20 protein-coding genes and 3 tRNA genes are annotated in these 20,151 nt (G+C 74.3%); 16 read left to right on the top strand and 7 right to left on the bottom strand.

Annotated features, from left to right (window positions below; all coding sequences use genetic code 11):
- Nucleotides 1-8 precede the first annotated feature (8 nt).
- Together ABC795_RS13145 and ABC795_RS13140 are read right to left on the bottom strand one after the other, a co-directional pair.
- The gene (locus ABC795_RS13145; RefSeq protein ID WP_347057629.1) at nucleotides 9-515 is read right to left on the bottom strand and encodes a hypothetical protein; all 507 of its coding nucleotides are present in this window, start codon (nucleotides 513-515) and stop codon (nucleotides 9-11) included.
- 7 nt (nucleotides 516-522) lie between these two features.
- Nucleotides 523-849 carry a putative quinol monooxygenase gene (locus ABC795_RS13140; RefSeq protein ID WP_347057628.1) on the bottom strand — a complete coding sequence of 109 codons (327 nt, stop codon included), beginning with the start codon at nucleotides 847-849 and terminating at the stop codon, nucleotides 523-525.
- A gap of 521 nt (nucleotides 850-1,370) precedes the next feature.
- On the opposite strand from ABC795_RS13140, the gene ABC795_RS13135 reads away from it, so the two are divergent.
- The 9 genes from ABC795_RS13135 to ABC795_RS13095 all read left to right on the top strand — a co-directional run bounded on the left by ABC795_RS13135 (nucleotide 1,371) and on the right by ABC795_RS13095 (nucleotide 7,993).
- Nucleotides 1,371-2,183, top strand: coding sequence for a fumarylacetoacetate hydrolase family protein (locus tag ABC795_RS13135; protein ID WP_347057627.1), 813 nt, complete (start codon nucleotides 1,371-1,373; stop codon nucleotides 2,181-2,183).
- Nucleotides 2,180-3,670, top strand: coding sequence for a glutamate--tRNA ligase (gltX, locus tag ABC795_RS13130; RefSeq protein WP_347057626.1), 1,491 nt, complete (start codon nucleotides 2,180-2,182; stop codon nucleotides 3,668-3,670). The genes ABC795_RS13135 and gltX overlap by 4 nt, the downstream gene beginning before the upstream one ends.
- 188 nt (nucleotides 3,671-3,858) lie before the next feature.
- Nucleotides 3,859-4,806, top strand: coding sequence for a CPBP family intramembrane glutamic endopeptidase (locus ABC795_RS13125; protein ID WP_347057625.1), 948 nt, complete (start codon nucleotides 3,859-3,861; stop codon nucleotides 4,804-4,806).
- 78 nt (nucleotides 4,807-4,884) lie between these two features.
- Nucleotides 4,885-4,956 (top strand) — tRNA-Gln (locus ABC795_RS13120).
- 35 nt (nucleotides 4,957-4,991) lie between these two features.
- Nucleotides 4,992-5,064, top strand: a tRNA-Glu gene (locus tag ABC795_RS13115).
- 98 nt (nucleotides 5,065-5,162) lie between these two features.
- Nucleotides 5,163-5,235: transfer RNA gene (locus ABC795_RS13110), tRNA-Glu, on the top strand.
- 180 nt (nucleotides 5,236-5,415) lie between these two features.
- Nucleotides 5,416-6,507 (top strand): galactose-1-phosphate uridylyltransferase, encoded by a 1,092-nt coding sequence (gene galT / locus ABC795_RS13105; RefSeq protein ID WP_347057624.1) that lies wholly within the window; start codon nucleotides 5,416-5,418, stop codon nucleotides 6,505-6,507.
- Nucleotides 6,504-7,673 (top strand): galactokinase, encoded by a 1,170-nt coding sequence (galK, locus tag ABC795_RS13100; protein ID WP_347057623.1) that lies wholly within the window; start codon nucleotides 6,504-6,506, stop codon nucleotides 7,671-7,673. The genes galT and galK overlap by 4 nt, the downstream gene beginning before the upstream one ends.
- A complete protein-coding gene (locus ABC795_RS13095) occupies nucleotides 7,673-7,993 on the top strand; it encodes a hypothetical protein (RefSeq protein WP_347057622.1) in 321 nt (106 codons plus the stop codon). Before galK ends, ABC795_RS13095 begins: the two co-directional genes overlap by 1 nt.
- On the opposite strand, the gene ABC795_RS13090 is transcribed toward ABC795_RS13095, so the two are convergent.
- Nucleotides 7,941-8,642, bottom strand: coding sequence for an IclR family transcriptional regulator (locus ABC795_RS13090; protein WP_347057621.1), 702 nt, complete (start codon nucleotides 8,640-8,642; stop codon nucleotides 7,941-7,943). The two genes, ABC795_RS13095 and ABC795_RS13090, sit on opposite strands and share 53 nt — an antisense overlap.
- A gap of 73 nt (nucleotides 8,643-8,715) precedes the next feature.
- Here ABC795_RS13090 and leuC point away from each other — a divergent pair, with 73 nt between their 5' ends.
- A complete protein-coding gene (gene leuC / locus ABC795_RS13085) occupies nucleotides 8,716-10,122 on the top strand; it encodes a 3-isopropylmalate dehydratase large subunit (RefSeq protein WP_347057620.1) in 1,407 nt (468 codons plus the stop codon).
- A gap of 3 nt (nucleotides 10,123-10,125) precedes the next feature.
- Nucleotides 10,126-10,743: a 3-isopropylmalate dehydratase small subunit gene (leuD, locus tag ABC795_RS13080; RefSeq protein ID WP_347057619.1), complete on the top strand. Its 618-nt coding sequence runs from the start codon at nucleotides 10,126-10,128 to the stop codon at nucleotides 10,741-10,743.
- On the opposite strand, the gene ABC795_RS13075 is transcribed toward leuD, so the two are convergent.
- The 3 genes from ABC795_RS13075 to cofC are packed head-to-tail and all read right to left on the bottom strand — an operon-like array spanning nucleotide 10,692 to nucleotide 14,380.
- On the bottom strand, nucleotides 10,692-11,672 hold the full coding sequence (locus tag ABC795_RS13075; RefSeq protein ID WP_347057618.1) for a bifunctional NUDIX hydrolase/histidine phosphatase family protein: 981 nt from the start codon (nucleotides 11,670-11,672) through the stop codon (nucleotides 10,692-10,694). The genes leuD and ABC795_RS13075 overlap by 52 nt on opposite strands.
- Nucleotides 11,656-13,728: an RNA degradosome polyphosphate kinase gene (locus tag ABC795_RS13070; protein ID WP_347057617.1), complete on the bottom strand. Its 2,073-nt coding sequence runs from the start codon at nucleotides 13,726-13,728 to the stop codon at nucleotides 11,656-11,658. The genes ABC795_RS13075 and ABC795_RS13070 overlap by 17 nt, the downstream gene beginning before the upstream one ends.
- Before the next feature lie 4 nt (nucleotides 13,729-13,732).
- Nucleotides 13,733-14,380: a 2-phospho-L-lactate guanylyltransferase gene (gene cofC / locus ABC795_RS13065; protein WP_347057616.1), complete on the bottom strand. Its 648-nt coding sequence runs from the start codon at nucleotides 14,378-14,380 to the stop codon at nucleotides 13,733-13,735.
- A gap of 114 nt (nucleotides 14,381-14,494) precedes the next feature.
- Here cofC and ABC795_RS13060 point away from each other — a divergent pair, with 114 nt between their 5' ends.
- From ABC795_RS13060 to ABC795_RS13050, 3 genes are read left to right on the top strand one after another with little or no spacing between them, the layout of a single operon-like run.
- Nucleotides 14,495-15,331, top strand: a complete 837-nt coding sequence (locus ABC795_RS13060; protein WP_347057615.1) for a lysophospholipid acyltransferase family protein — start codon at nucleotides 14,495-14,497, stop codon at nucleotides 15,329-15,331.
- A complete protein-coding gene (locus tag ABC795_RS13055; RefSeq protein WP_347057614.1) occupies nucleotides 15,328-16,323 on the top strand; it encodes an NAD(P)H-dependent glycerol-3-phosphate dehydrogenase in 996 nt (331 codons plus the stop codon). Before ABC795_RS13060 ends, ABC795_RS13055 begins: the two co-directional genes overlap by 4 nt.
- Nucleotides 16,320-17,468, top strand: coding sequence for a cystathionine gamma-lyase (locus ABC795_RS13050; protein ID WP_347057613.1), 1,149 nt, complete (start codon nucleotides 16,320-16,322; stop codon nucleotides 17,466-17,468). Before ABC795_RS13055 ends, ABC795_RS13050 begins: the two co-directional genes overlap by 4 nt.
- Here the strand turns inward: ABC795_RS13050 and ABC795_RS13045 are convergent.
- Nucleotides 17,439-18,239 carry a CDP-alcohol phosphatidyltransferase family protein gene (locus ABC795_RS13045; protein WP_347057612.1) on the bottom strand — a complete coding sequence of 267 codons (801 nt, stop codon included), beginning with the start codon at nucleotides 18,237-18,239 and terminating at the stop codon, nucleotides 17,439-17,441. The two genes, ABC795_RS13050 and ABC795_RS13045, sit on opposite strands and share 30 nt — an antisense overlap.
- Before the next feature lie 98 nt (nucleotides 18,240-18,337).
- On the opposite strand from ABC795_RS13045, the gene ABC795_RS13040 reads away from it, so the two are divergent.
- Nucleotides 18,338-19,474 carry a D-alanine--D-alanine ligase family protein gene (locus ABC795_RS13040; RefSeq protein WP_347057611.1) on the top strand — a complete coding sequence of 379 codons (1,137 nt, stop codon included), beginning with the start codon at nucleotides 18,338-18,340 and terminating at the stop codon, nucleotides 19,472-19,474.
- On the top strand, nucleotides 19,471-20,148 hold the full coding sequence (locus ABC795_RS13035) for a hypothetical protein (RefSeq protein WP_347057610.1): 678 nt from the start codon (nucleotides 19,471-19,473) through the stop codon (nucleotides 20,146-20,148). The genes ABC795_RS13040 and ABC795_RS13035 overlap by 4 nt, the downstream gene beginning before the upstream one ends.
- Nucleotides 20,149-20,151 lie beyond the last annotated feature (3 nt).

Genomic DNA, 20,151 nt, shown 5'->3' with positions numbered 1-20,151 from the left:
CAGCTCGCCTACGACGCCAGCAGCACCGCGCCCGGCGGCAGCACCCGGCAGGCCTCCTCGTGCCCCACGAAGGCCTGGAACCGGTCGGGCACCCCGGCCAGCAGGGGGTCGGCGCGGCCCTCCGGCGTCAGCGCCACCTCGACCGCCGACACCGGCTCGCCGTAGGTCCGGTCCGCGACGCCGCCCTGCCGGGTGCCGAGCGTGCCGATGCCGTAGCAGGCGCCGAAGAACGGCAGGTCGCGCGCCACCACCTCGTCCAGGAGGGCGCCGACCTCCCGCTCGACCCGCACCTGGACGGGGGACTTCGCGTCCGGCTCGTCGCTGGAGTTGAACGGCCCGCCACCGAGGAACACCCCGGCGTAGGCGTCGAGATCCAGCGACGGCAGCGGGCCCGCCTCCAGCCGAATCCGCTGCAGCCGCTCCGCGGGCAGGGCGGTGAACCGGAGGAACGAGGCGAGCTCCTCGTCGGCGGCCGTGTCCTCCGGTCGGGTGGACAGCAGCAGGAAGGACAACACCGGCGGGTCAGCGCGGCTGGATCTCCCCCATCGGGCCCCAGCCGGCGACGTCGGGGGCGTCGACGTAGATGATCTGCGGCTGCGCCGACACGAGGTCCGGCGCCTGCTCGACGAAGCGGGTGAAGGCGTCGGTGGCCACGTGCGCCGCGCCGGCGGCGGCGTCCCGGAAGCCCTCGACGCAGACGTAGGTGTTCGGCTCCTCCAGGCTCCGCGACCACTCGAAGAACAGCGAGCCCTCCTCGCCGTTGACCGCGCGGGCGTAGTCGGCGGCCAGCCCGGTCCACTCGTCGGCGCGCTCGGGACGGACGGGGAACTTCACGACGATGAGGATCACGGTGACATTGTCGGCCTCCGGCCGACCCCGCGGCCAATCGCCGTCCCCTGCTCCACCGAGCCGCTCCGTCGTCCCTGCCGGGCCCGAACCGGTGACGCAGGGCAGGCGCCCTCGCCGGCGGGGGCCTTCCCGCGCACAGTCGGGTTCTGCTTACGACGGTAAGCAGACCCCGACTTCCTGGAGCTACGTCCGCGGGGCGCGGGGCACCGGCAGCCCCTGCTGCAGCGGGTCGGGCTGGCTGCTCAGCGGGCGGGACTCGTTGCCCTCGGGATCGGCGAGCACGTGGCGGCCCTGGTCGCCGGACTGATCGGCGCCGGGCCGGCGAAGCCCTCGGCCGGGCCGATCTCGCTGCGCCGTGCTCGTCGCCGAGGACCCGGTGGCCGAGCACCGCCCGCCCGGGAGGCGGCCAGCGCCTCGGAATCGCGGCTGTCCACGACGAGTGGGGGGAGCGGCGGGCCACGAGTGCAGTGAGCCCGAGGCGCGCCGGGGCCGCCGACCGGAGAGCCGACTAACCTCGGGTCGTGCGCATCGTCCGTTTCGCCTCCCCCCGGGGCATGTCCTTCGGCGTCCTCGACGGCGACGGCCAGGTCGCCCAGATCGAGGGCCACCCCTTCGGCCAGATCTCCTTCACCGGCACGCGCTACGCGCAGGCCGACATCCGGCTGCTCTCGCCGATCTTGCCGAGCAAGGTGGTGTGCGTCGGGAAGAACTACGCCGACCACGTCAAGGAGATGAACACCGGCGACGCTCCCACGGAGCCGCTGCTGTTCCTCAAGCCCTCGACGTCGGTCATCGGCCCCGGCGACGCCATCCGGATCCCGCCGGGCAGCACCAACGTGCACCACGAGGCCGAGCTCGCCGTCGTCATCGGCGCCCGGGGCGCCCGCAACGTGACGCCGGAGCAGGCGCTGAGCAGCGTCTTCGGCTACACGATCGGCAACGACGTGACCGAGCGGGACATGCAGCGGAGCGACGGGCAGTGGACCCGCGCGAAGGGCTTCGACTCCTTCTGCCCGCTGGGGCCGTGGATCGAGACCGACCTGTCCGGCATCGGCCTCGACGCCGCCGACCTGGAGGTCACCTGCGACGTCGACGGCGAGCGCCGCCAGAGCGGCCGCACCAGCCAGCTGCTCTTCGGCATCCCGTTGCTGATCTCCTACATCTCCCGGGTGATGACCCTGCTCCCCGGCGACGTCGTGCTCACCGGCACCCCGTCGGGCGTCGGCCCGATCCGCCCCGGCCAGACGGTGGCCTGCACCATCCAGGGCCTCGGCACGCTGACGAACTCCGTCTCCGCGGCCGACTCCGTCTCGACGGCCGGCGGCGCCCGGTGACGCAGCCGACGACGGTCCGCACGCGCTTCTGCCCGTCACCGACGGGCATGGTGCACGTCGGCCTGATGCGCACGGCTCTGTTCAACTGGGCGCACGCCCGGCACTCCGGCGGCACGTTCGTCCTCCGCATCGAGGACACCGACGCCGCCCGCGACTCCGAGGAGTCCTATCGCCACCTGCTCGACTGCCTGCGGTGGCTCGGGCTCGAGTGGGACGAGGGCCCCGAGGTGGGTGGCCCGAACGGCCCGTACCGCCAGTCGGAGCGACACGACGTCTACCGCGAGGTGGCGGCGAAGCTGCTCGAGGCGGGGCACGCCTACGAGTCCTTCTCGACCAACGAGGAGGTCGACGCCCGGCGGCGGGCGGCGGGCCAGGACCCGAAGCTCGGCTACGACAACCACGACCGGTTCCTCACCGACGCCCAGAAGTCCGCCTTCCGGGACGAGGGGCGGCAGCCGGTGCTCCGGCTGCGGATGCCGGACGAGGACCTGGTGTGGGACGACCTCGTCCGGGGGGAGGTGCGCTTCGCCGCCGGGTCGGTGCCCGACTTCGTGCTCGTCCGCGGCAACGGGGCTCCGCTCTACCCGTTCGTCAACCCGGTCGACGACGCGCTGATGGGCATCACCGACGTCCTGCGCGGTGAGGACCTGCTGCCCTCCACGCCGCGGCAGCTGGCCCTCTACGGGGCGCTGGCCGACGTCGGCGTCGCCTCGGGCACTCCCCGGTTCGGCCACCTGCCGTACGTGACGGGCGAGGGCAACAAGAAGCTCTCCAAGCGCGATCCGCAGTCCAACCTCGACGTGTACCGCGAGCGCGGCTTCCTGCCCGAGGGCTTCGCCAACTACCTGGCGCTGCTGGGCTGGTCGATCGCCGAGGACCGGGACATCTTCTCCACCGCGGAGCTGGTCGAGGCCTTCGACGTCTCCCGGGTCAGTGCCAACCCGGCGCGCTTCGACCTGAAGAAGGCCGAGGCGATCAACGCCACGCACCTGCGCGCCCTCCCGGTGGAGGAGTTCACCGCCCGCGTGATCCCCTACCTCGCCGGGGCAGGCCTGGTGAGCGAGCCGCCCACCGCCGAGCAGGACGCCGTGCTGCGGGCCATCGCGCCGATGGCGCAGGAACGCATGATCGTGCTGTCGGAGGCGGTCGGGCTGCTGGGCTTCCTCTTCGTCGACGAGGTGACCATCGAGCCGGCGGCGGCCGAGAAGCAGCTGGCCGGGGAACCGGCGGTCGAGGTGCTGGACGCTGCGACCACGGCGCTGGGTGCACTGCCGGAGTGGACCACCCCGGCCATCGAGCAGGCGCTGAAGGACGCGCTGGTCGAGGGGCTCGGCCGCAAGCCGCGGCAGGCCTTCGGCCCGGTCCGGGTCGCGGTCAGCGGGCGCACGGTGTCCCCGCCGCTGTACGAGTCGATGGAGCTGCTCGGCCGCGAACGGACGCTCGACCGGCTCGCCGCGGCCCGCGCGGTCGCCGCCACCGCGGGATGACGTCGCCGGGGAATGGTGGCCGGACGGCCGAGGAGCCGTACACCGGGCCACCGCCGACCCTGCGCCCCGCGCCGGGGCAGTTCCCGATGCCCCCGTGGGTCCAGCCCTACGGGCCGCCGCGGGGCTGGGGGCCACCTCCGCCGGGCTGGGGGCCACCTCCGCCGCCGTACCCCCCGGCGGGGTGGGCGGTGCCCCCGGATGCGCCGCCGCACGACGAGCCGCAGCCCTACCTGCACGTCATGCGCACCCGCGACTGGGCGTGGTGGCGGCCACTGCTGGGTCTGCTGCTCCTCGGGGTCGTGTTCCTGGTGGGCAGCGCGGTGCTCGCCGTGGTCGGCATCCTCACCGGCGTCAGCCCCGACCTGGCCCTGCTCCAGCTCACCGATCCGGGCACGCTGCTGGTCACCAATCTCACCCTGATCGTGGCGATCCCGGTCGTCTGGCTGGCGTGGGCCGTGGCCCACGGCATGCGCACGGGGTGGTCGTCGTCGGTGCTCGCGCGGATCCGCTGGCGGCTGCTGCCCCGCCTGACGCTGCTCGCCCTCGCCACGCTCGGCGTCGCCATCGTCCTGTCGGTGCTGCTGGCCTTCACCGTGGGCGACGCCGACGTCGAGGGGCCGGTGCGCTCGTGGGGGTGGCTGCTCGTCGTGGTCCTGCTCACCACGCCGCTGCAGTCCGCGGCCGAGGAGTACCTGTTCCGCGGCTACCTCAGCCAGGCGATCGCCGGTTGGATCCGCAGCCCGCACGCCGGTGCCGTGGGAGCCGCCCTGGTCACCGCGACGCTGTTCTCGCTCGCCCACCTGCCGCCGGACCTGCTCACGTTCCTCGACCGCTTCCTGTTCGCCCTGGCGGCCTCGGCGGTGGTGTGGCTGACCGGCGGGCTGGAGGCGGCGATCGTGCTGCACGCGGTGAACAACGTGGTGCTGTTCGTGCTGGCAGCGCTGCTGGGGGAGGGGGTGGCCACGGCGGCCGTGCCTCCCGGGCTGGCGGCCGTCTCGGTGGCGCTGGGCCTGGCCGCCTTCGGTGGCTACGTCGCGCTCGTCGCCCGGTGGCGGCGGCGGGCCGACCTGGAGACTCGCACCCCCGCGCTGGACCTCCGGATCCCGCCCGTGGCGGGCCCCGCCCCGGTGCGCTGACCCCGCCGACCGGGGGTGGTGTGACCCGGTTCCCGGGCGTCGGGTACAGTCATCTGCGGCGCCGCGAGGTGCTACCCATGGGGTATGGGGTAATTGGCAGCCCGACGGTTTCTGGTTCCGTTAGTCTAGGTTCGAGTCCTGGTACCCCAGCGAGGAAGCCTGGTTCCTCTTGCACCACCCAGCACGGCCCCGTCGTCTAGCGGCCCAGGACGCCGCCCTCTCACGGCGGTAGCGAGGGTTCGAATCCCTTCGGGGCTACGCGACCGAGAGCCCCCGACCACCCGGTCGGGGGCTCTCGCCGTTCCGGGCCCCCTGCAAGGCCCGGGCCACGGCATGGCAGGATGGCTCCCGCACACGGCCCCGTCGTCTAGCGGCCCAGGACGCCGCCCTCTCACGGCGGTAGCGAGGGTTCGAATCCCTTCGGGGCTACGCGACCGAGAGCCCCCGACCACCCGGTCGGGGGCTCTCGCCGTTCCGGGCCGGCAGTGGGCCGGGACACCCGTTCGGGCGTATCGGAGCTCGCATCGTCTCCGGTGGCAACGTGATCGCTCTCGGGCATACGGTCGCACTGCCGGTCACGCACCGTGACGGCGGGAAGGTGGTCGCGCGGTGATCCGCACCAGCCGTCATCTGGCCGACGGCCGGGAGATCCTCTACTTCGACGACGACCGGGACCCGGCTCCGCGGGAGGCGGTCGACACCCGTGACCTCCCCGCCGTGGTCACCCGCTCCCAGCTGAGGTTCGACCCCCTGCTGGCCGAGTGGGTCGTCGTCGCCGCCCACCGGCAGACCCGCACCTTCCTGCCCCCGGCCGACCAGTGCCCGCTCTGCCCCTCCCGGCCGGGCCGGCCGACCGAGATCCCCGAGGGCGACTACCAGGTGGTCGTCTTCGAGAACCGGTTCCCGTCCCTGGCGACCGACGTCGCGCGCGACGTCGCCCCCGCGGTGCGGGGCAACCCGCTGGCGGAGCTGCGGCCCGGCTTCGGCCGCTGCGAGGTCGTCTGCTTCACCAGCGACCACGACCGCGACTTCGCCCGGCTGGGGGCGGAGCGTGCGCGGCTGGTGGTCGATGTCTGGGCCGAGCGCACCGCGGCGCTCTCCGCGCTCCCGGGCGTCCGGCAGGTGTTCTGCTTCGAGAACCACGGCGAGGAGATCGGCGTGACGCTCTCCCACCCGCACGGCCAGATCTACGCATACCCGTTCGTCCCGCCGCGCGTCGAGAAGATGCTGGCCTCCGTGCGCCGGCACCGGGAGGAGACCGGGGGCGGCCTCTTCGCCGACGTGGTCACCGCCGAGCGGTCCGGTTCGCGGGTGGTCGCGGCCAATGAGCACTGGACGGCGTTCGTGCCCGCGGCCGCCCGGTGGCCCTACGAGGTGCAGCTGTTCCCCACCCGCAGGGTCCCCGCCCTGCCCGCCCTCACCGGGGCCGAGCGGAACGCCTTCGTAGAGGTGTACCTCGACGTCCTGGGCCGGTTCGCGCACCTCTTCGACACCCCGATGCCCTACATCGCCTCCTGGAACCAGGCGCCGGTGACCGACGGGCGGGACGACTGGTGGCTGCACCTGCAGTTGTTCTCGCTGCGCCGCGCGCCGGGCCTGCTCAAGTACCTGGCCGGCTCCGAGTCGGGCATGGGCGCGTTTATCACCGACACGAACCCCGAGGACGTCGCCGAGCAGCTGCGCGCGGTGGTCCTCCCGTGACGGGAGACGGGGACGCCGCCGCACGGGCCGCCGCCGCGTTCGCCGAGCGCTTCGGGCGGCAGGCCGACGGGATCTGGGCGGCACCGGGCCGGGTGAACGTCATCGGCGAGCACACCGACTACAACGGCGGGTACGTGCTGCCCGTGGCGCTGCCGCACACCACCCGCGCGGCGATGGCGCGGCGCGACGACGGGCTCCTGGTGCTCGCCTCCGCACAGCGCCCGGAACAGGAGGCCGTGGTCCCCGTCGCCGACCTGCGCCCCGGCTGGCCGGGCGGCTGGGCGGCCTACCCCGCCGGGGTCGTGCACGCGCTGGCCGGGCGGGTCCCGGGCGGGCTCAGCGTCCTGGTCGACGGCGACGTGCCGTCCGGCGCGGGGCTGTCATCCTCCGCAGCCCTGTCCTGCTCGGTGGCGCTGGGCGTCCGCGACCTGCTCGACCTCGACCTGGACGCCGACGCGCTGATCGACCTCGCCCGCCGGGCGGAGAACGACTTCGCCGGTGCACCGACCGGCGTCCTCGACCAGTCGGCGTCGATCCTCTGCACGGCCGGCCACGCGCTCTTCCTCGACACCCGCGACGGCACTCGCGAGCAGGTGCCACTGGACCTCGCCGCGGCGGGCCTCGCCCTGCTCGTCGTCGATACGGGCACCACGCACGACCACACCGAGGGCGGCTACGCCGACCGGCGCCGGGAGTGCGAGGAGGCCGCCCGGCGGCTCGGGGTCGCGCTGCTGCGCGAGGTCGACGACGTCCCCGCGCTGGCTCCCCTGGCCGACGGCAGCCTCGAGGGCGACCTGCTGCTGCGGCGCGCCCGGCATGTGGTCACCGAGGACGCCCGCGTGCTCGAGGTCGTGGCCGCGCTGCGCGGCGACGCCGATCCGCGGGCGATCGGGCCGCTGCTCACCGCGGGCCACGCGTCGCTGCGTGACGACTTCGAGGTCTCCGTGCCGCTGATCGACGCCTGCGTGGAGGCCGCGTCGGCCGGCGGCGCCCACGGGGCCCGCATGGTCGGGGGCGGTTTCGGCGGCAGCGTCGTCGCCCTGGTCGACAGCGGGGGCGTCGACACCGTCCGGGCGTCGGTGGCCGACCGCTTCGCGCACGAGGGGCATCCCGCGCCGCGCACCTTCGTCGTCATCCCGTCCCCCGGCGCCCGCCGGCTGACCTGATGGCGCACCACCCGAGAAGAGGGGCGGGCGCGTTCGACGTCCGCGACGTCATCGCCGAGCTGATCGGCTTCTACGGGGTCGTCCTGCTGATCGTCGGGTTGCTCGACGGCCCCGAGGAGGCGCCGGCAGAGCCCGACGGGTCGAACGCCGACCTCTGGGCGGGCCTGGCCATGGTCGCCGTCGCGGTGGCCTTCGCCGTCTGGACGCGGTTGCGCCCGGCGGTGGTGGAGGCCCCGGCGCCCGACGACGAGCGGGGCGTACCCCGCCTCAGCGGGCGGCGCGGGAAATCGCTGCCGCGGCGTCGAGCACGGCGCCGATGATCTCCGGGCTGGGGCGCCTCCCCAGCCGCTCCACCGGACCGGAGATCGAGACGGCGCCCAGGACGCTGCCGGTGCCGTCGCGCACCGGCGCCGACAGCGACGCCACGCCGGCCTCCCGCTCGGCGACGCTGTGCGCCCAGCCGCGCCTGCGGACGTCCAGCAGCGTGCGGGCGGTGAAGCTCGCCGAGGGCAGCAGCCGGGTCACCTCGTCGGCGGGCATGAACGCCAGCAGGGCGTGTGCGGCGGAACCCGCGGTCATCGGCAGCCGCGCGCCGACCGGGACGGTGTCGCGCAGGCCGCTGGTGCGCTCCGCCGCGGCGACGCACACGCGGGTGGCGCCGTCGCGCACGTAGAATTGCGCGCTCTCGCCGGTGGCGTCGCGGAGGGTGGCCAGGTGGCGGGACGCGATCTCCCCGACGTCGGCCGTGCCGCGGCCCAGCTCTGCCAGCGCCGGGCCGGGGGCCCAGCTGCCGGCATCGGTGCGCCGCACGAGGCGGTGACCCTCCAGGGCGACGGCGAGCCGGTGGGCGGTGGCCCGGGGCAGGCCGGTGCGCGTCACCAGCTCGGCGAGGGTCGCCGGCTCCTGCGCCACGGCGTGCAGGATCGACACTGCTTTGTCCAGCACCGCGACCGGGTTAGGCTGTCCCACACAGCAATACTCGCATCCCGCAGAGTGAGACAGTCACTCCGGGATCGACCAGTCACCCGAAGGGGACGAGACCGTGCCGAAGACCCTGGCCGAGAAGGTCTACGACGCCCACGTCGTGCGCAGCACCGCGGGCGAGCCCGACCTGCTCTACATCGACCTGCACCTCGTCCACGAGGTCACCAGCCCGCAGGCCTTCGACGGCCTCCGGGCCGCTGGGCGCACGGTCCGCCGCCCCGACCTCACCATGGCGACCGAGGACCACAACGTCCCGACGCTGGACATCCTCAGCCCCATCGCCGACCCGGTGAGCCGGGCGCAGGTCGACGCGCTGCGGCGCAACGCCGCCGAGTTCGGCATCCGGCTGGCCCCGATGGGCGACCGCGACCAGGGCATCGTCCACGTGATCGGCCCGCAGCTGGGACTGACCCAGCCGGGCATGACCATCGTCTGCGGCGACAGCCACACCTCCACCCACGGGGCCTTCGGGGCACTGGCGTTCGGCATCGGCACCAGCGAGGTCGAGCACGTGCTGGCCACCCAGACCCTTCCGCAGTACCGCCCGAAGCAGATGTCGGTCACCGTCGAGGGCGAGCTGGCTCCCGGCGTCTCGGCGAAGGACATCATCCTCGCCGTCATCGCCCAGATCGGTACCAACGGTGCGGCCGGGCACGTCATCGAGTACTGCGGCAGCGCCATCGAGGGTCTGTCGATGGAGGCCCGGATGACCATCTGCAACATGTCGATCGAGGCCGGCGCGAAGGCGGGGCTCATCGCTCCCGACCAGACCACCGTCGACTTCCTGCAGAGGCGCCCGCACGCCCCCCGGGGCGCGGACTGGGACGCCGCCGTCGAGCACTGGCGCACGTTGCGCACCGACGACGGCGCGGTGTTCGACCGCGAGGTGACCCTCGACGCCTCGACGCTGACCCCGTTCGTCACCTGGGGCACCAACCCGGGCCAGGGCCTGCCGATCGACGGCGTGGTGCCCGACCCGGGCCAGTTCGACGACGACGGCGAGCGGCGGGCCGCCGAGCAGGCGCTGGCCTACATGGGCCTGACCCCCGGCACCCCGCTGCGCGAGATCGAAGTCGACACCGTCTTCCTGGGCTCCTGCACCAACGGCCGGATCGAGGACCTGCGCACCGCCGCGGCGTTCCTGCAGGGCAAGAAGATCGACCCGGGCACGCGCATGCTCGTGGTCCCCGGCTCGGTGGGCGTGAAGCTGCAGGCCGAGGCGGAGGGCCTGGACAAGGTCTTCACCGAGGCCGGCGCCGAGTGGCGGGGTGCGGGGTGCTCGATGTGCCTGGGCATGAACCCCGACCAGCTCAAGCCCGGCGAGCGGTCGGCGTCGACCAGCAACCGCAACTTCCAGGGCCGCCAGGGCAAGGGCGGTCGCACCCACCTGGTGTCGCCGTCCGTGGCCGCCGCCACCGCGCTGACCGGCCGCCTCACCGCCCCCGCCGACCTGATCGGAGCCTGAGCCGTGGACGCCTTCACCACCCACACCGGGACCGCCGCGCCCCTGCGCCGCAGCGCCGTCGACACCGACCAGATCATCCCGGCCGAGTACCTCAAGCGGATCACCCGCACCGGCTTCGAGGACGGGCTCTTCATCGCCTGGCGCACCAACGAGCCGGACTTCGTGCTCAACCAGCCGGAGTACGCCGACGCTTCGATCCTGGTGGCTGGCCCCGACTTCGGCACCGGCTCCTCCCGCGAGCACGCCAACTGGGCGCTGCTCGACGGCGGCTTCCGCGTCGTCATCAGCTCCCGGTTCGCCGACATCTTCCGCAACAACTCGACCAAGTCCGGGCTGCTGACGGTGGTGCTGCCGCAGGCCGACGTCGAGGCGCTGTGGACGGCGATCGAGGCCGACCCGGCCACGCCGGTGACGGTCGATCTGCAGGCCAAGCAGGTCACCTGGGGGTCGGCGCGAGCGGGTGCGGAGCGGGCGGTCCCGTTCGAGATCGACGACTACACCCGGTGGCGGCTGCTGGAGGGGCTCGACGACGTCGGCCTCACCGAGCGGCACCTCGACGACATCGAGAGCTACGAGGCGGCGCGCCCGGCCTGGCTCCCGACGGCGCTGCCCGCCCGCTGAGGCAGCGGGGCGTCCGGGTCGGGCTCGAAGTTGCGGTAGTAGTCCGCGACCAGCGCTCCCGGCCGGCCGCCGAGGGCCCACACGCTGCCCTTGGCGGCCGGCGGGAGCAGACCGCGGACGCCGTGGCCGTGCACCCCGAGCGCCTGGAGCACCGACGGGATCACCCCGCCCTGGCTGCACAGCACGGTGACACCGCCGTCGGCCCGGGGGACGAGCAGCTGCTCCACCGCGGCGAGCGCGGCCTGCGGGTCGTCCGCGAAGCCCTCCTCGCCCAACTCGGGCCGGACGGGCACGTCCAGGCCCAACAGCTGCGCGAGGGGATCCACGGTCGAGCGGCAGCGCAGCGGCGGCGCCGAGGCGATCGCCGCGGGGCCGAAGAGGGGCAGCGCCTCGGCCAGCTGCTGCGCCTGCCGCCGCCCCCGGTCGTCCAGCGGGCGCAGCTCGTCCGGGCCGTCGAAATCCTGCTTGCTCCCGGCGCGGCCGTGGCGGACCAGGAGCAGGCTCACCTCGCGCGGCACGTCGGTGCGGGCGGCGTCGGCGATCACCAGCCGGTCGTGGTCGTGGGTGACCAGCTCGGCGGCGTCGGCGGGGGCGAGCCAGCGCAGCTCGTCCACCTCGTCGTTGGCGCGGAAGGAGCCGCCCGCGCAGCGCATGAGCCAGTAGTCCACGTGCTTGGGCACGCCGCCGGCGGCGTACTGCGTCGTCGGCCCGCGGCGTCCGGCGAGGATGCGCAGGCCGGTCTCCTCGACCACCTCGCGGCACGCCGCGGCCAGTGCGTGCTCACCGGCGTCGAGCTTGCCCTTGGGCAGCGACCAGTCGTCGTAGCGGGGACGGTGGACGACGGCGATCTCGACGCCGTCGTCGCCGGCCGGCCGCCACACGACCCCGCCGGCGGCCGCGACGGGCCGCGGCTCAGCCGGCGAGCTCATGGATCCGGTGCATCAGCTCTGCCTGGTAGTCCCGCCCCTCCAGCCGGTCCCACTGCCCGTCGCTGCGCAGCTCCCAGGACCGCACGCCCGGCTCCATGGCCGGGCTGAGCGTCTCCTCCAGCTGCCTGCGGGCCGCCTCGTCGCAGACCCGGAGCAGCACCTCGACCCGGCGATCGAGGTTGCGGTGCATGAGGTCGGCGCTGCCGATCCACCACTCCGGCTCGCCGCCGTTGAGGAACGAGATCACCCGGGAGTGCTCGAGGAACCGCCCGACGATCGAGCGCACCCGGATGGTCTCCGACAGCCCGGGGACGCCCGGGCGCAGGGCGCAGATGCCGCGGACGAAGAGCTCCACCGGCACACCGGCCCGCGAGGCCTCGTAGAGGGCGTCGATGAGGCGCTCGTCGACGACCGAGTTCGCCTTGATGCGGATGCCCGAGGGGCGCCCGTCGCCGGCGTGCCGGGCCTCGCGGCGGATCTTCTCGACCAGGCCGTTGCGGATGCCGTGCGGGGCCACCATGAGCGTGCGGTAGTTGGTCTGCCGCGAGTAGCCGGTGAGCACGTTGAACAGGTCGGTCAGGTCGGCGCCCACCCGGGGGTCGGCGGTGAGGATGCCGAAGTCCTCGTAGATCCGGGCGGTCTTCGGGTTGTAGTTGCCCGTACCGATGTGGCAGTACCGCCGGATCATGCCCTGCTCCCGGCGGACCACCAGCGCCGTCTTGCAGTGCGTCTTCAGCCCCACCAGCCCGTAGACGACGTGGCACCCGGCCCGCTCCAGCGAGCGGGCCCAGCTGATGTTGGCCTCCTCGTCGAACCGGGCCTTGATCTCGACGAGGACCACGACCTGCTTGCCGGCCTCGGCGGCCTCGATCAGCGCGTTGACGATCGGGGAGTCCCCGGACGTGCGGTACAGCGTCTGCTTGATGGCGAGCACGTTCGGGTCGGCGGCGGCCTGCTCGATGAACCGCTGCACGCTGGTGGCGAACGAGTGGTACGGGTGGTGGACCAGCACGTCGCCCTCGCGGAGGGTCGCGAAGACGCTCTTGGGCGTCTCGCCCTCGGACAGGCGCGGGTGCGTGGCGGGGACGAACGGCTCGTCCTTGAGCTCCGGCCGGTCGAGGTCGTAGAGCGCCATGAGCGAGGCGAGGTCGAGCAGCCCGGGCACGTGGACGACGTCCGCGGGGGAGACCTCGAGCTCGGAGATGAGGACCTCGAGGATCCGCGGGTCCATCGGCTCGGCGACCTCCAGGCGCACCGCGGGCCCGAACCGGCGCCGGGCCAGCTCGCGCTCCAGAGCCTGCAGCAGGTCCTCGTCGCGGTCCTCCTCGACCTCGACGTCGGCGTTGCGGGTGACGCGGAAGAAGTGGTGGTCGAGCACGTCGAGCCCCGGGAAGAGCTGGGGGAGGTGCGCGGCGATGAGGTCCTCGAGCGGCAGGAAGATCACCGTGTCGTCCTGCGAGGCGACCGGCACGAACCGCGGCACGTTGTTGGGCACCTTCAGCCGCGCAAAGCGGGGGGTGTTGGAGTCGGGGTCCTGCACCGACACCGCGAGGTTCAGCGACAGGCCGCTGATGTAGGGGAACGGGTGAGCCGGGTCGACGGCGAGCGGGGTGAGCACCGGGAAGACCTGGTCGCGGAAGTAGTCCCGGAGCCGGCGCATCGCGTCCTCCTCCAGGTCCTCCCAGTGGACGATCCGGATGCCGGTCTCCTCGAGGCGGGGCAGCACGTCCTTGTTGAAGACGTCGGAGTGCCGCTGCACCAGCTCCTGGGTGCGGGTGGTCACCCGCTCCAGCTGCTCGCGGATGGTCAGCCCGTCGGGCGAGCGGACCGTGAGGCCGGTGCTCCGCCGGCGCTTCAGCCCGGCGATGCGCACCATGTAGAACTCGTCGAGGTTGCTGGCGAAGATGGCGAGGAACTTGACCCGCTCCAGCAGCGGGAGCGAGTCGTCCTCCGCCAGCTCCAGGACGCGGGAGTTGAAGTCCAGCCAGGACAGCTCTCGGTTCAGGTACCGGTCGGCGGGCAGGGCACTGGTCCGGGACGCGCTCTGGGAAGGCACGGCCTCATCGTGCCGTACCCAGCCGGTCGGCGAGACGGGACGACCTCCGCACCAGCTCGGTCGTGCGGGCGCCCGCCCCGAGAGCGAGGGCCGTGCGGAGGTCGTCGGGCGTGTCGACGTCGCGCAGCAGGCCCGGCCAGGCGCCGCTGAGCGGTGCCGCGCCGTCCTTCCGGTGCGCCTGCGCCGACCCGCGCCCGAACCGGGGGTGCAGGGGCACCCCGGCGGCGGTCAGCAGGGTGGTGCCGGTGCCCTGGGCGTCGGCGACGAAGCAGCGCGGGGCCATCTCCGCCGCGGTGAGCGCCGCGGCCAGCTCCCCGGACCGCAGGGCGGGCAGGTCGGAGGAGAGCGCGGCCACGCGGTCCCCGCCGGCGTGCCGCGCCCCGTGCTCGAGCGCGGGGTTCAGCCCCCGATCCGGTTCGTCGGCCACGGTGCCGGCCCCCAGGGCGCGCACCAGCTGCGCGGCGGCCGGATCGTCGGTGACGACGACCACCGACCCCACCCGCGGGCAGGCCAGGGCCGCCGCGACCGTGTCGGCGAGCAGTGCCAGGACCAGCGCCCCGTGGTCGCCGCCGGGCTCGCCGGTGAGCGGCCGCAGCCGGGTCTTGGCCACGGCGAGCCGCTTCGCCGGGACCACGACCGACCAGCTGGACACGGCCACAATGTGAGCACACGGTGGCCGCGGCGGCCGGAGGCCGGGACCCGGTGGACCGCGATGGGCGGCCCGGGTCGATCATGGGCTGGCTCACAGCGGAGGGAGGGGGGGGCGGTGACGGAGGAGACGTCCTCGCGCGGAGCGCACGCGGGCGGGTCGGCCGCGGTCGAGGCCCACCGGGCCGGTCGGCCCAGCAGGTGGCGCACCCGGGGCCGCATCTCGTTCGCCCTGTGGCTGTGCATCGTGGTGATCTACCCGGTGTCGTCGCTGATCTTCCGGCTGCGCTACCGGCACGCCGACCGCATCCCGGTCCGGGGGCCGGTGCTGCTGGTCGCCAACCACGTCTCGGTGCTCGACCCGCTGGCCTGCGCCCGCCTGGTCTTCGACCAGGGCCGCATTCCGCACTTCCTAGCCAAGGAGGCGGTGTTCAAGGGGCTGGCCGGGACGATCCTGCGGGCGGCCGGTCAGATCCCGGTGGCCCGGTACTCGACTGCGGCGCGCGGATCGCTGGACGCGGCGCGGGCCGACCTCGCGGCGGGCAGCATCGTCGTGATCTACCCGGAGGGCTCGGTCACCCGCGACCCGGGGTGGTGGCCGATGCAGGCCCGTACGGGCGCGGCGCAGCTGGCGCTGACCACCGAGGCCGTCGTCGTCCCGGTGGCGCAGTGGGGGCCGCAGCGGGTGCACGACTACCACGCCAAGAAGCTGCACCTGCGGCTGCGCACGCCCGCCGACTACCTCGTCGGCGAGCCGATCGACCTCTCGGCCGTGCGGGCCGAGGTGCGGGCGGGCCGTCCGCTGAACGCCGACCTGCTGCGGGAGACGACCGATCTGATGATGTCGAGGGTGCGCGACCAGCTCGGCGAGCTGCGGAACGAACAACCCCCGCTCACCTTCCACCCGGGCCCGGGCCGCTCGCGCCCGGACGGCATCGCGGGGAGCGCGGCGTGACCCGCGCCGCGGTGCTCGGCGCCGGCTCCTGGGGGACGACGTTCGCCAAGGTGCTCGCCGATGCCGGGTGCGACGTCGTGCTGCACGCACGGCGCCCGGAGCTGGCCAAGGCCATCACCGACGAGCGCGAGAACGCCGACTACCTGCCGGGCGTGCGGCTGCCCGAGCGGCTGCGGGCGACCGCGGACCCCGCCGAGGCGCTGCTGGACGCCGACGTCGTCGTGCTGGCCGTGCCGTCGCAGTCGCTGCGCGGCAACCTCGGGGACTGGCGGGAGCTGCTGCCGCCCGACGCGACCCTGTTGTCGCTGATGAAGGGCATCGAGCTCGGCAGCACCAAGCGCATGAGCGAGGTCATCTGCGAGGTCACCGGTGCCGGCCCGTCGCGGGTGGCCGCCCTCTCCGGCCCCAACCTGGCGCGCGAGATCGCCGAGGAGCAGCCCGCCGCCACGGTGATCGCGTGCTCGAACGCCGATCGCGCAGCGGTGCTGCAGGCGGCGTGCCACACCCGGTACTTCCGGCCGTACACCAACCCCGACGTCGTGGGCTGCGAGCTCGGCGGGGCGGTGAAGAACGTCATCGCCCTCGCCTGCGGCATCACCGAGGGGCTGGGATTCGGGGACAACACCCGGGCCTCGCTGATCACCCGGGGCCTGGCCGAGACCGCCCGACTGGGCCTGGTGCTGGGCGCCGAGCTGACCACGTTCGCGGGGCTGGCGGGGCTCGGCGACCTGGTGGCCACCTGCAGCTCCCCGCTGTCGCGCAACCGCACCTTCGGCGAGAAGCTCGGCCGCGGCATGAGCGTCGAGGAGGTGCAGCGGAGCACCCGGCAGACCGCCGAGGGCGTGAAGAGCTGCCGGTCGGTGCTCGACCTGGCCCGGGCGCACGGCATCGACGTGCCGATCACGGAGGCGGTCGTGCGGGTGTGCCACGAGGGCGAGGCGCCGGAGCAGATGGTGCGGGAGATCATGTCGCGGGAGGCGAAGCCGGAGTGAGGGGACCGGATGGCCCCAGCGGCTACGGCGACGGCACCCGGTCGGTGCGCGCGGGGGAGGGCGCCGCGGTGCCGGGTGCCCCGCTGCGGCCCTCCCCGGTGTTCGCGGCGCCCTTCCAGCTCGGCGACCAGCCACCCCGGGCCGGGGGCGCCGACGCCTACGCGCGCACCGAGCAGCCGACGCTGCGCGTGTTCGAGGACGCCGTCGGCGAGCTCGACGGCGGCCGCTGCCTGTCCTTCGCCACCGGGATGGCGGCGCTGACGGCGGCCGTCCTGGCGTGCGCCCGCAGCGGGAACCGGATCGTGCTGCCCTCGGACGGCTACTACACGACCCGGCTGCTCGCGGCCGAGGAGCTGGCCCGCTTCGGCATCGAGGTGCAGTACGTGCCGACGCCGGAGATCGGCCGGTTCGCAGCCGACGGCGGGCTCGCCGGCGCTCGCATGGTGCTCCTGGAGACGCCGAGCAACCCACAGCTCGACGTCTGCGACATCGCCGCGGTGGCGGAGGCCGCGCACGCCACCGGCGCGCTGGTCGCCGTCGACAACACCACCGCCACCCCGCTCGGCCAGCGCCCCCTCGCGCTCGGCGCGGACCTCACCGTCGGCAGCGACACCAAGGCGCTCACCGGGCACAGCGACGTGCTGCTCGGGCACGTGACGGTCACCGACGACGACCTCTACGCGGCGGTGAAGGGCTTCCGGGACCGGACGGGCAGCACGCCGGGGCCGTTCGAGGCGTGGCTGGGCCACCGCTCGATGAGCACGCTGGACCTGCGGCTGGCCCGTCAGGCGACGAACGCGGCGGCGGTGGCGGACCTGCTGGCAGGGCACCCCGCCGTCAGGGACGTGCGCTGGCCGTGGCGCGCGGGCGACCCGTCCTTCGCGCTGGCCGCGCGCCAGATGCTGCGACCCAACGGCGTGGTGTCCGCGGAGCTGCCCGACGAGGCCGCCGTCGCCCGGCTGCTGGGCGCGAGTCGGCTGTGGGCGGCGGCGACCAGCTTCGGCGGTGTGCACAGCACGATCGACCGGCGGGCGCAGTGGGGCGGGGACGCCGTCCCCGGAGGCTTCGTGCGGCTGTCCTGCGGCATCGAGGACACCGCCGACCTGGTCGCCGACCTATCCCGCGCGCTCGACGCCCTCGGCTGACGCCGGCCGGCGGCGGCTACCGGCCACGGTGAGCCAGATGCTCACGCCGAAGTAGTAGGCGAGATAGGCCAGGCTCAGCGCGACCACCAGCGGGTGCGGGTCGGGGTACTGGACGATCAGCACCGCGAAGGCCACCAGCCAGACCGTCGCCAGCCCCACGTTCACGCCCCGCAGCAGCTTGGTGCGCGACGGGTAGACGTACTTCACCGGCACGAAGACCAGCACCGTCAGGACAGCGAGCGCGAGGCCGACCCCGGTGGTGCCGACGTCGAGGATGATCGCGTAGAAGGCCACCACGTTCCAGTAGCTGGGGAAACCGAGGAAGTAGTGGTCCTCGGTCTTCGCGTCCACCCGGCAGAACTGGTAGCAGGAGGCGAGCAGGGGCAGCGCGGCCAGGACCCAGCCGGGGGCGCCGCCCGGCAACCGGTCGGTCGTCCAGAGCAGCACGACGGGGGCGAAGACGTAGGTCAGGTAGTCGACGACGTCGTCCATCCGGGCGCCGTCGAACCAGGGGATCGTCTGCTTGACCCGTGCGCGGCGGGCCAGCATCCCGTCCGTGCCGTCGATGAACAGCGTCGCGAGGATCAGCCAGAGGGCGGTCTCCACGGCGCCGTCGAAGGCGGCCAGGACGATGAGCAGGCCGAGCACCGAACCGCTGGCGGTGTACAGGTGCACCGCGGCGCCGGCCAGGCGCAGTCCTCGGGAGTACCCGGGCCCGTCGGCGGTGCGCACCGCCCCGGGTGCGGTCTGGTGGGCTGGGTCGTCGTGCACGGCGACGAGGCTGCCACACCCCGCTCGCCCCGGCGGACCGACGCCTGCACCGACGTCGCGGCGGGGCTCGCCGACCGGCCTCGGTTAGGGTCCCCGCAATGAGCGGACAGGCGGGCAGGGTGCGTGTGGCGGTCGTCTTCGGGGGGCGCAGCGAGGAGCACGCGATCTCCTGCGTCTCGGCCGGCAGCGTGATGGCCGCCCTCGACCCTGGCCGGTACGAGGTCGTGCCCGTCGGCATCGCCCGGGACGGCCGCTGGGTGCTGCCGGACCCCGACCAGCGGCTCGAGATCACCGAGGGCGCGCTGCCCGAGGTCACCGGCGGCAGGGCGGTCTCGCTGGTCGGCGACCCGGAGGCGCGGGGCCTGGCCGTGCTCGAGCCCGGCGACGGCACCGGGCGGGCGCTCACCGAGGTCGACGTCGTCTTCCCCGTCCTGCACGGGACCTTCGGGGAGGACGGCACCGTCCAGGGCCTGCTGGAGATGACCGGGCTGCCCTACGTCGGCTCGGGGGTGTTCGCCAGCGCCGCCTCCATGGACAAGGAGTTCACCAAGAAGCTGCTGGCGGCCGCGGGGTTGCCGCAGGGCGACCACGTCGTGCTGCGCGACGAGCACGGTGCCGTGTGCGCCGACCCCGCGGTCCTCGACGAGGCGGCGCGCGAGCGCCTGGGCCTGCCGGTCTTCGTGAAGCCGGCCCGCGCCGGGTCGAGCATCGGCATCACCAGGGTGACCGACTGGGCGCAGTTCCCGGCCGCCGTCGCCGCGGCCGCCGCGGTCGACCCGAAGGTCATCGTGGAGGCCGCCGTGCCCGGCCGGGAGATCGAGTGCGGCGTGCTCGCCGCCCGCGGCTCCGGCCTGCCCGAGGCGAGCCTCCCGGCCGAGATCCGGCTGCGGCCCGGCGTCGACTGGTACGACTTCGCGGCGAAGTACCTCGACGACGCCGCCGAGTTCGACATCCCGGCCGACCTGACCCCCGAGCGGATCGCCGCCGTGCAGGACGCCGCCCGCCGGGCCTACCTGGCGCTGGACTGCCGGGGGCTGGCCCGCGTCGACTTCTTCCTGGGCACCGGGCCCGACGGCGAGGACCGGCTGGTGATCAACGAGGTCAACACGATGCCCGGCTTCACGCCGATCTCCATGTTCGCCCGCATGTGGGCCGCCACCGGCGTGGACTTCGCCGAGTTGGTGGACCGCCTGGTGAGCGGGGCGCTGGTCGACGGCACGCGGCCGGGCCGGTGACCGCGGGGCGGCCGGCCCCCGGCGGCGCGGCCGCCGCCCGTGCCCGGCTCGCCCCCGGGCTGCTCGTCGCCCTGTCGCTGCTGACCGGGTGCGGGCGGGCGGTCGACGGCGTCCCGACGCCCGTGCCGCCCTCGGACCGGCCCGGCTCGGCGGCGGAGCTGGAGCAGCTGGTCGTCGGCGAGGTGCCCTCCGGGCTGCCCCGGCTGCCCGACGACGAGGTGGAGCCGCCGGCCGGGGCCAAGCAGCTGGAGGACGTCGCCGCCTACGCGCCCGACCCGGAGCGGGAGCTGGCGGTGCTGGACAGCTATGGCTACCGGTTCGGCTGGGAACGCTTCTGGGGGCACGAGTCCGGGCCCATCACCGGGGTGTTCGTGGACCAGTTCCACCAGCGCGCCGGCGCCGGCGCCTACGCCGAGGACCTGGCGCGCAACGACGCCGAGCTCTACGGCGGGGTGCTGAGCGTGGACCCGCCCGAGCTGCCCGCCAACTGCCGGCTGCTCACCGTGGACACGCCCGTGCCGGAGGCCGGGCTGGCGGACCCGGCCGCCTTCGCGTGGTGCTGGCACGGCGTCTTCAGCGTGTCCGTGACCGCGGTGGCCGCGACGGCCGAGGACGCGGTCCGGGAGGTCGGCGCCGTGCTGGAGGAGCAGCTGGCGCTGCTGCCGCCCGCGTGAGCG

Source organism: Blastococcus sp. HT6-30, assembly GCF_039729015.1.
Lineage (GTDB): Bacteria > Actinomycetota > Actinomycetes > Mycobacteriales > Geodermatophilaceae > Blastococcus.
Note: the sequence above shows the minus strand (reverse complement) of the source record. Positions and strands in the feature narration are given on the sequence as shown.

Bases quoted from the DNA above. Each gene is read 5' to 3' on its own strand.
- ABC795_RS13095 (WP_347057622.1), top strand. From the start codon at position 7,673: ATGGCGCACCACCCGAGAAGAGGGGCGGGCGCGTTCGACGTCCGCGAC.
- ABC795_RS13075 (WP_347057618.1), bottom strand. From the start codon at position 11,672: ATGAGCTCGCCGGCTGAGCCGCGGCCCGTCGCGGCCGCCGGCGGGGTC.
- ABC795_RS13040 (WP_347057611.1), top strand. From the start codon at position 18,338: ATGAGCGGACAGGCGGGCAGGGTGCGTGTGGCGGTCGTCTTCGGGGGG.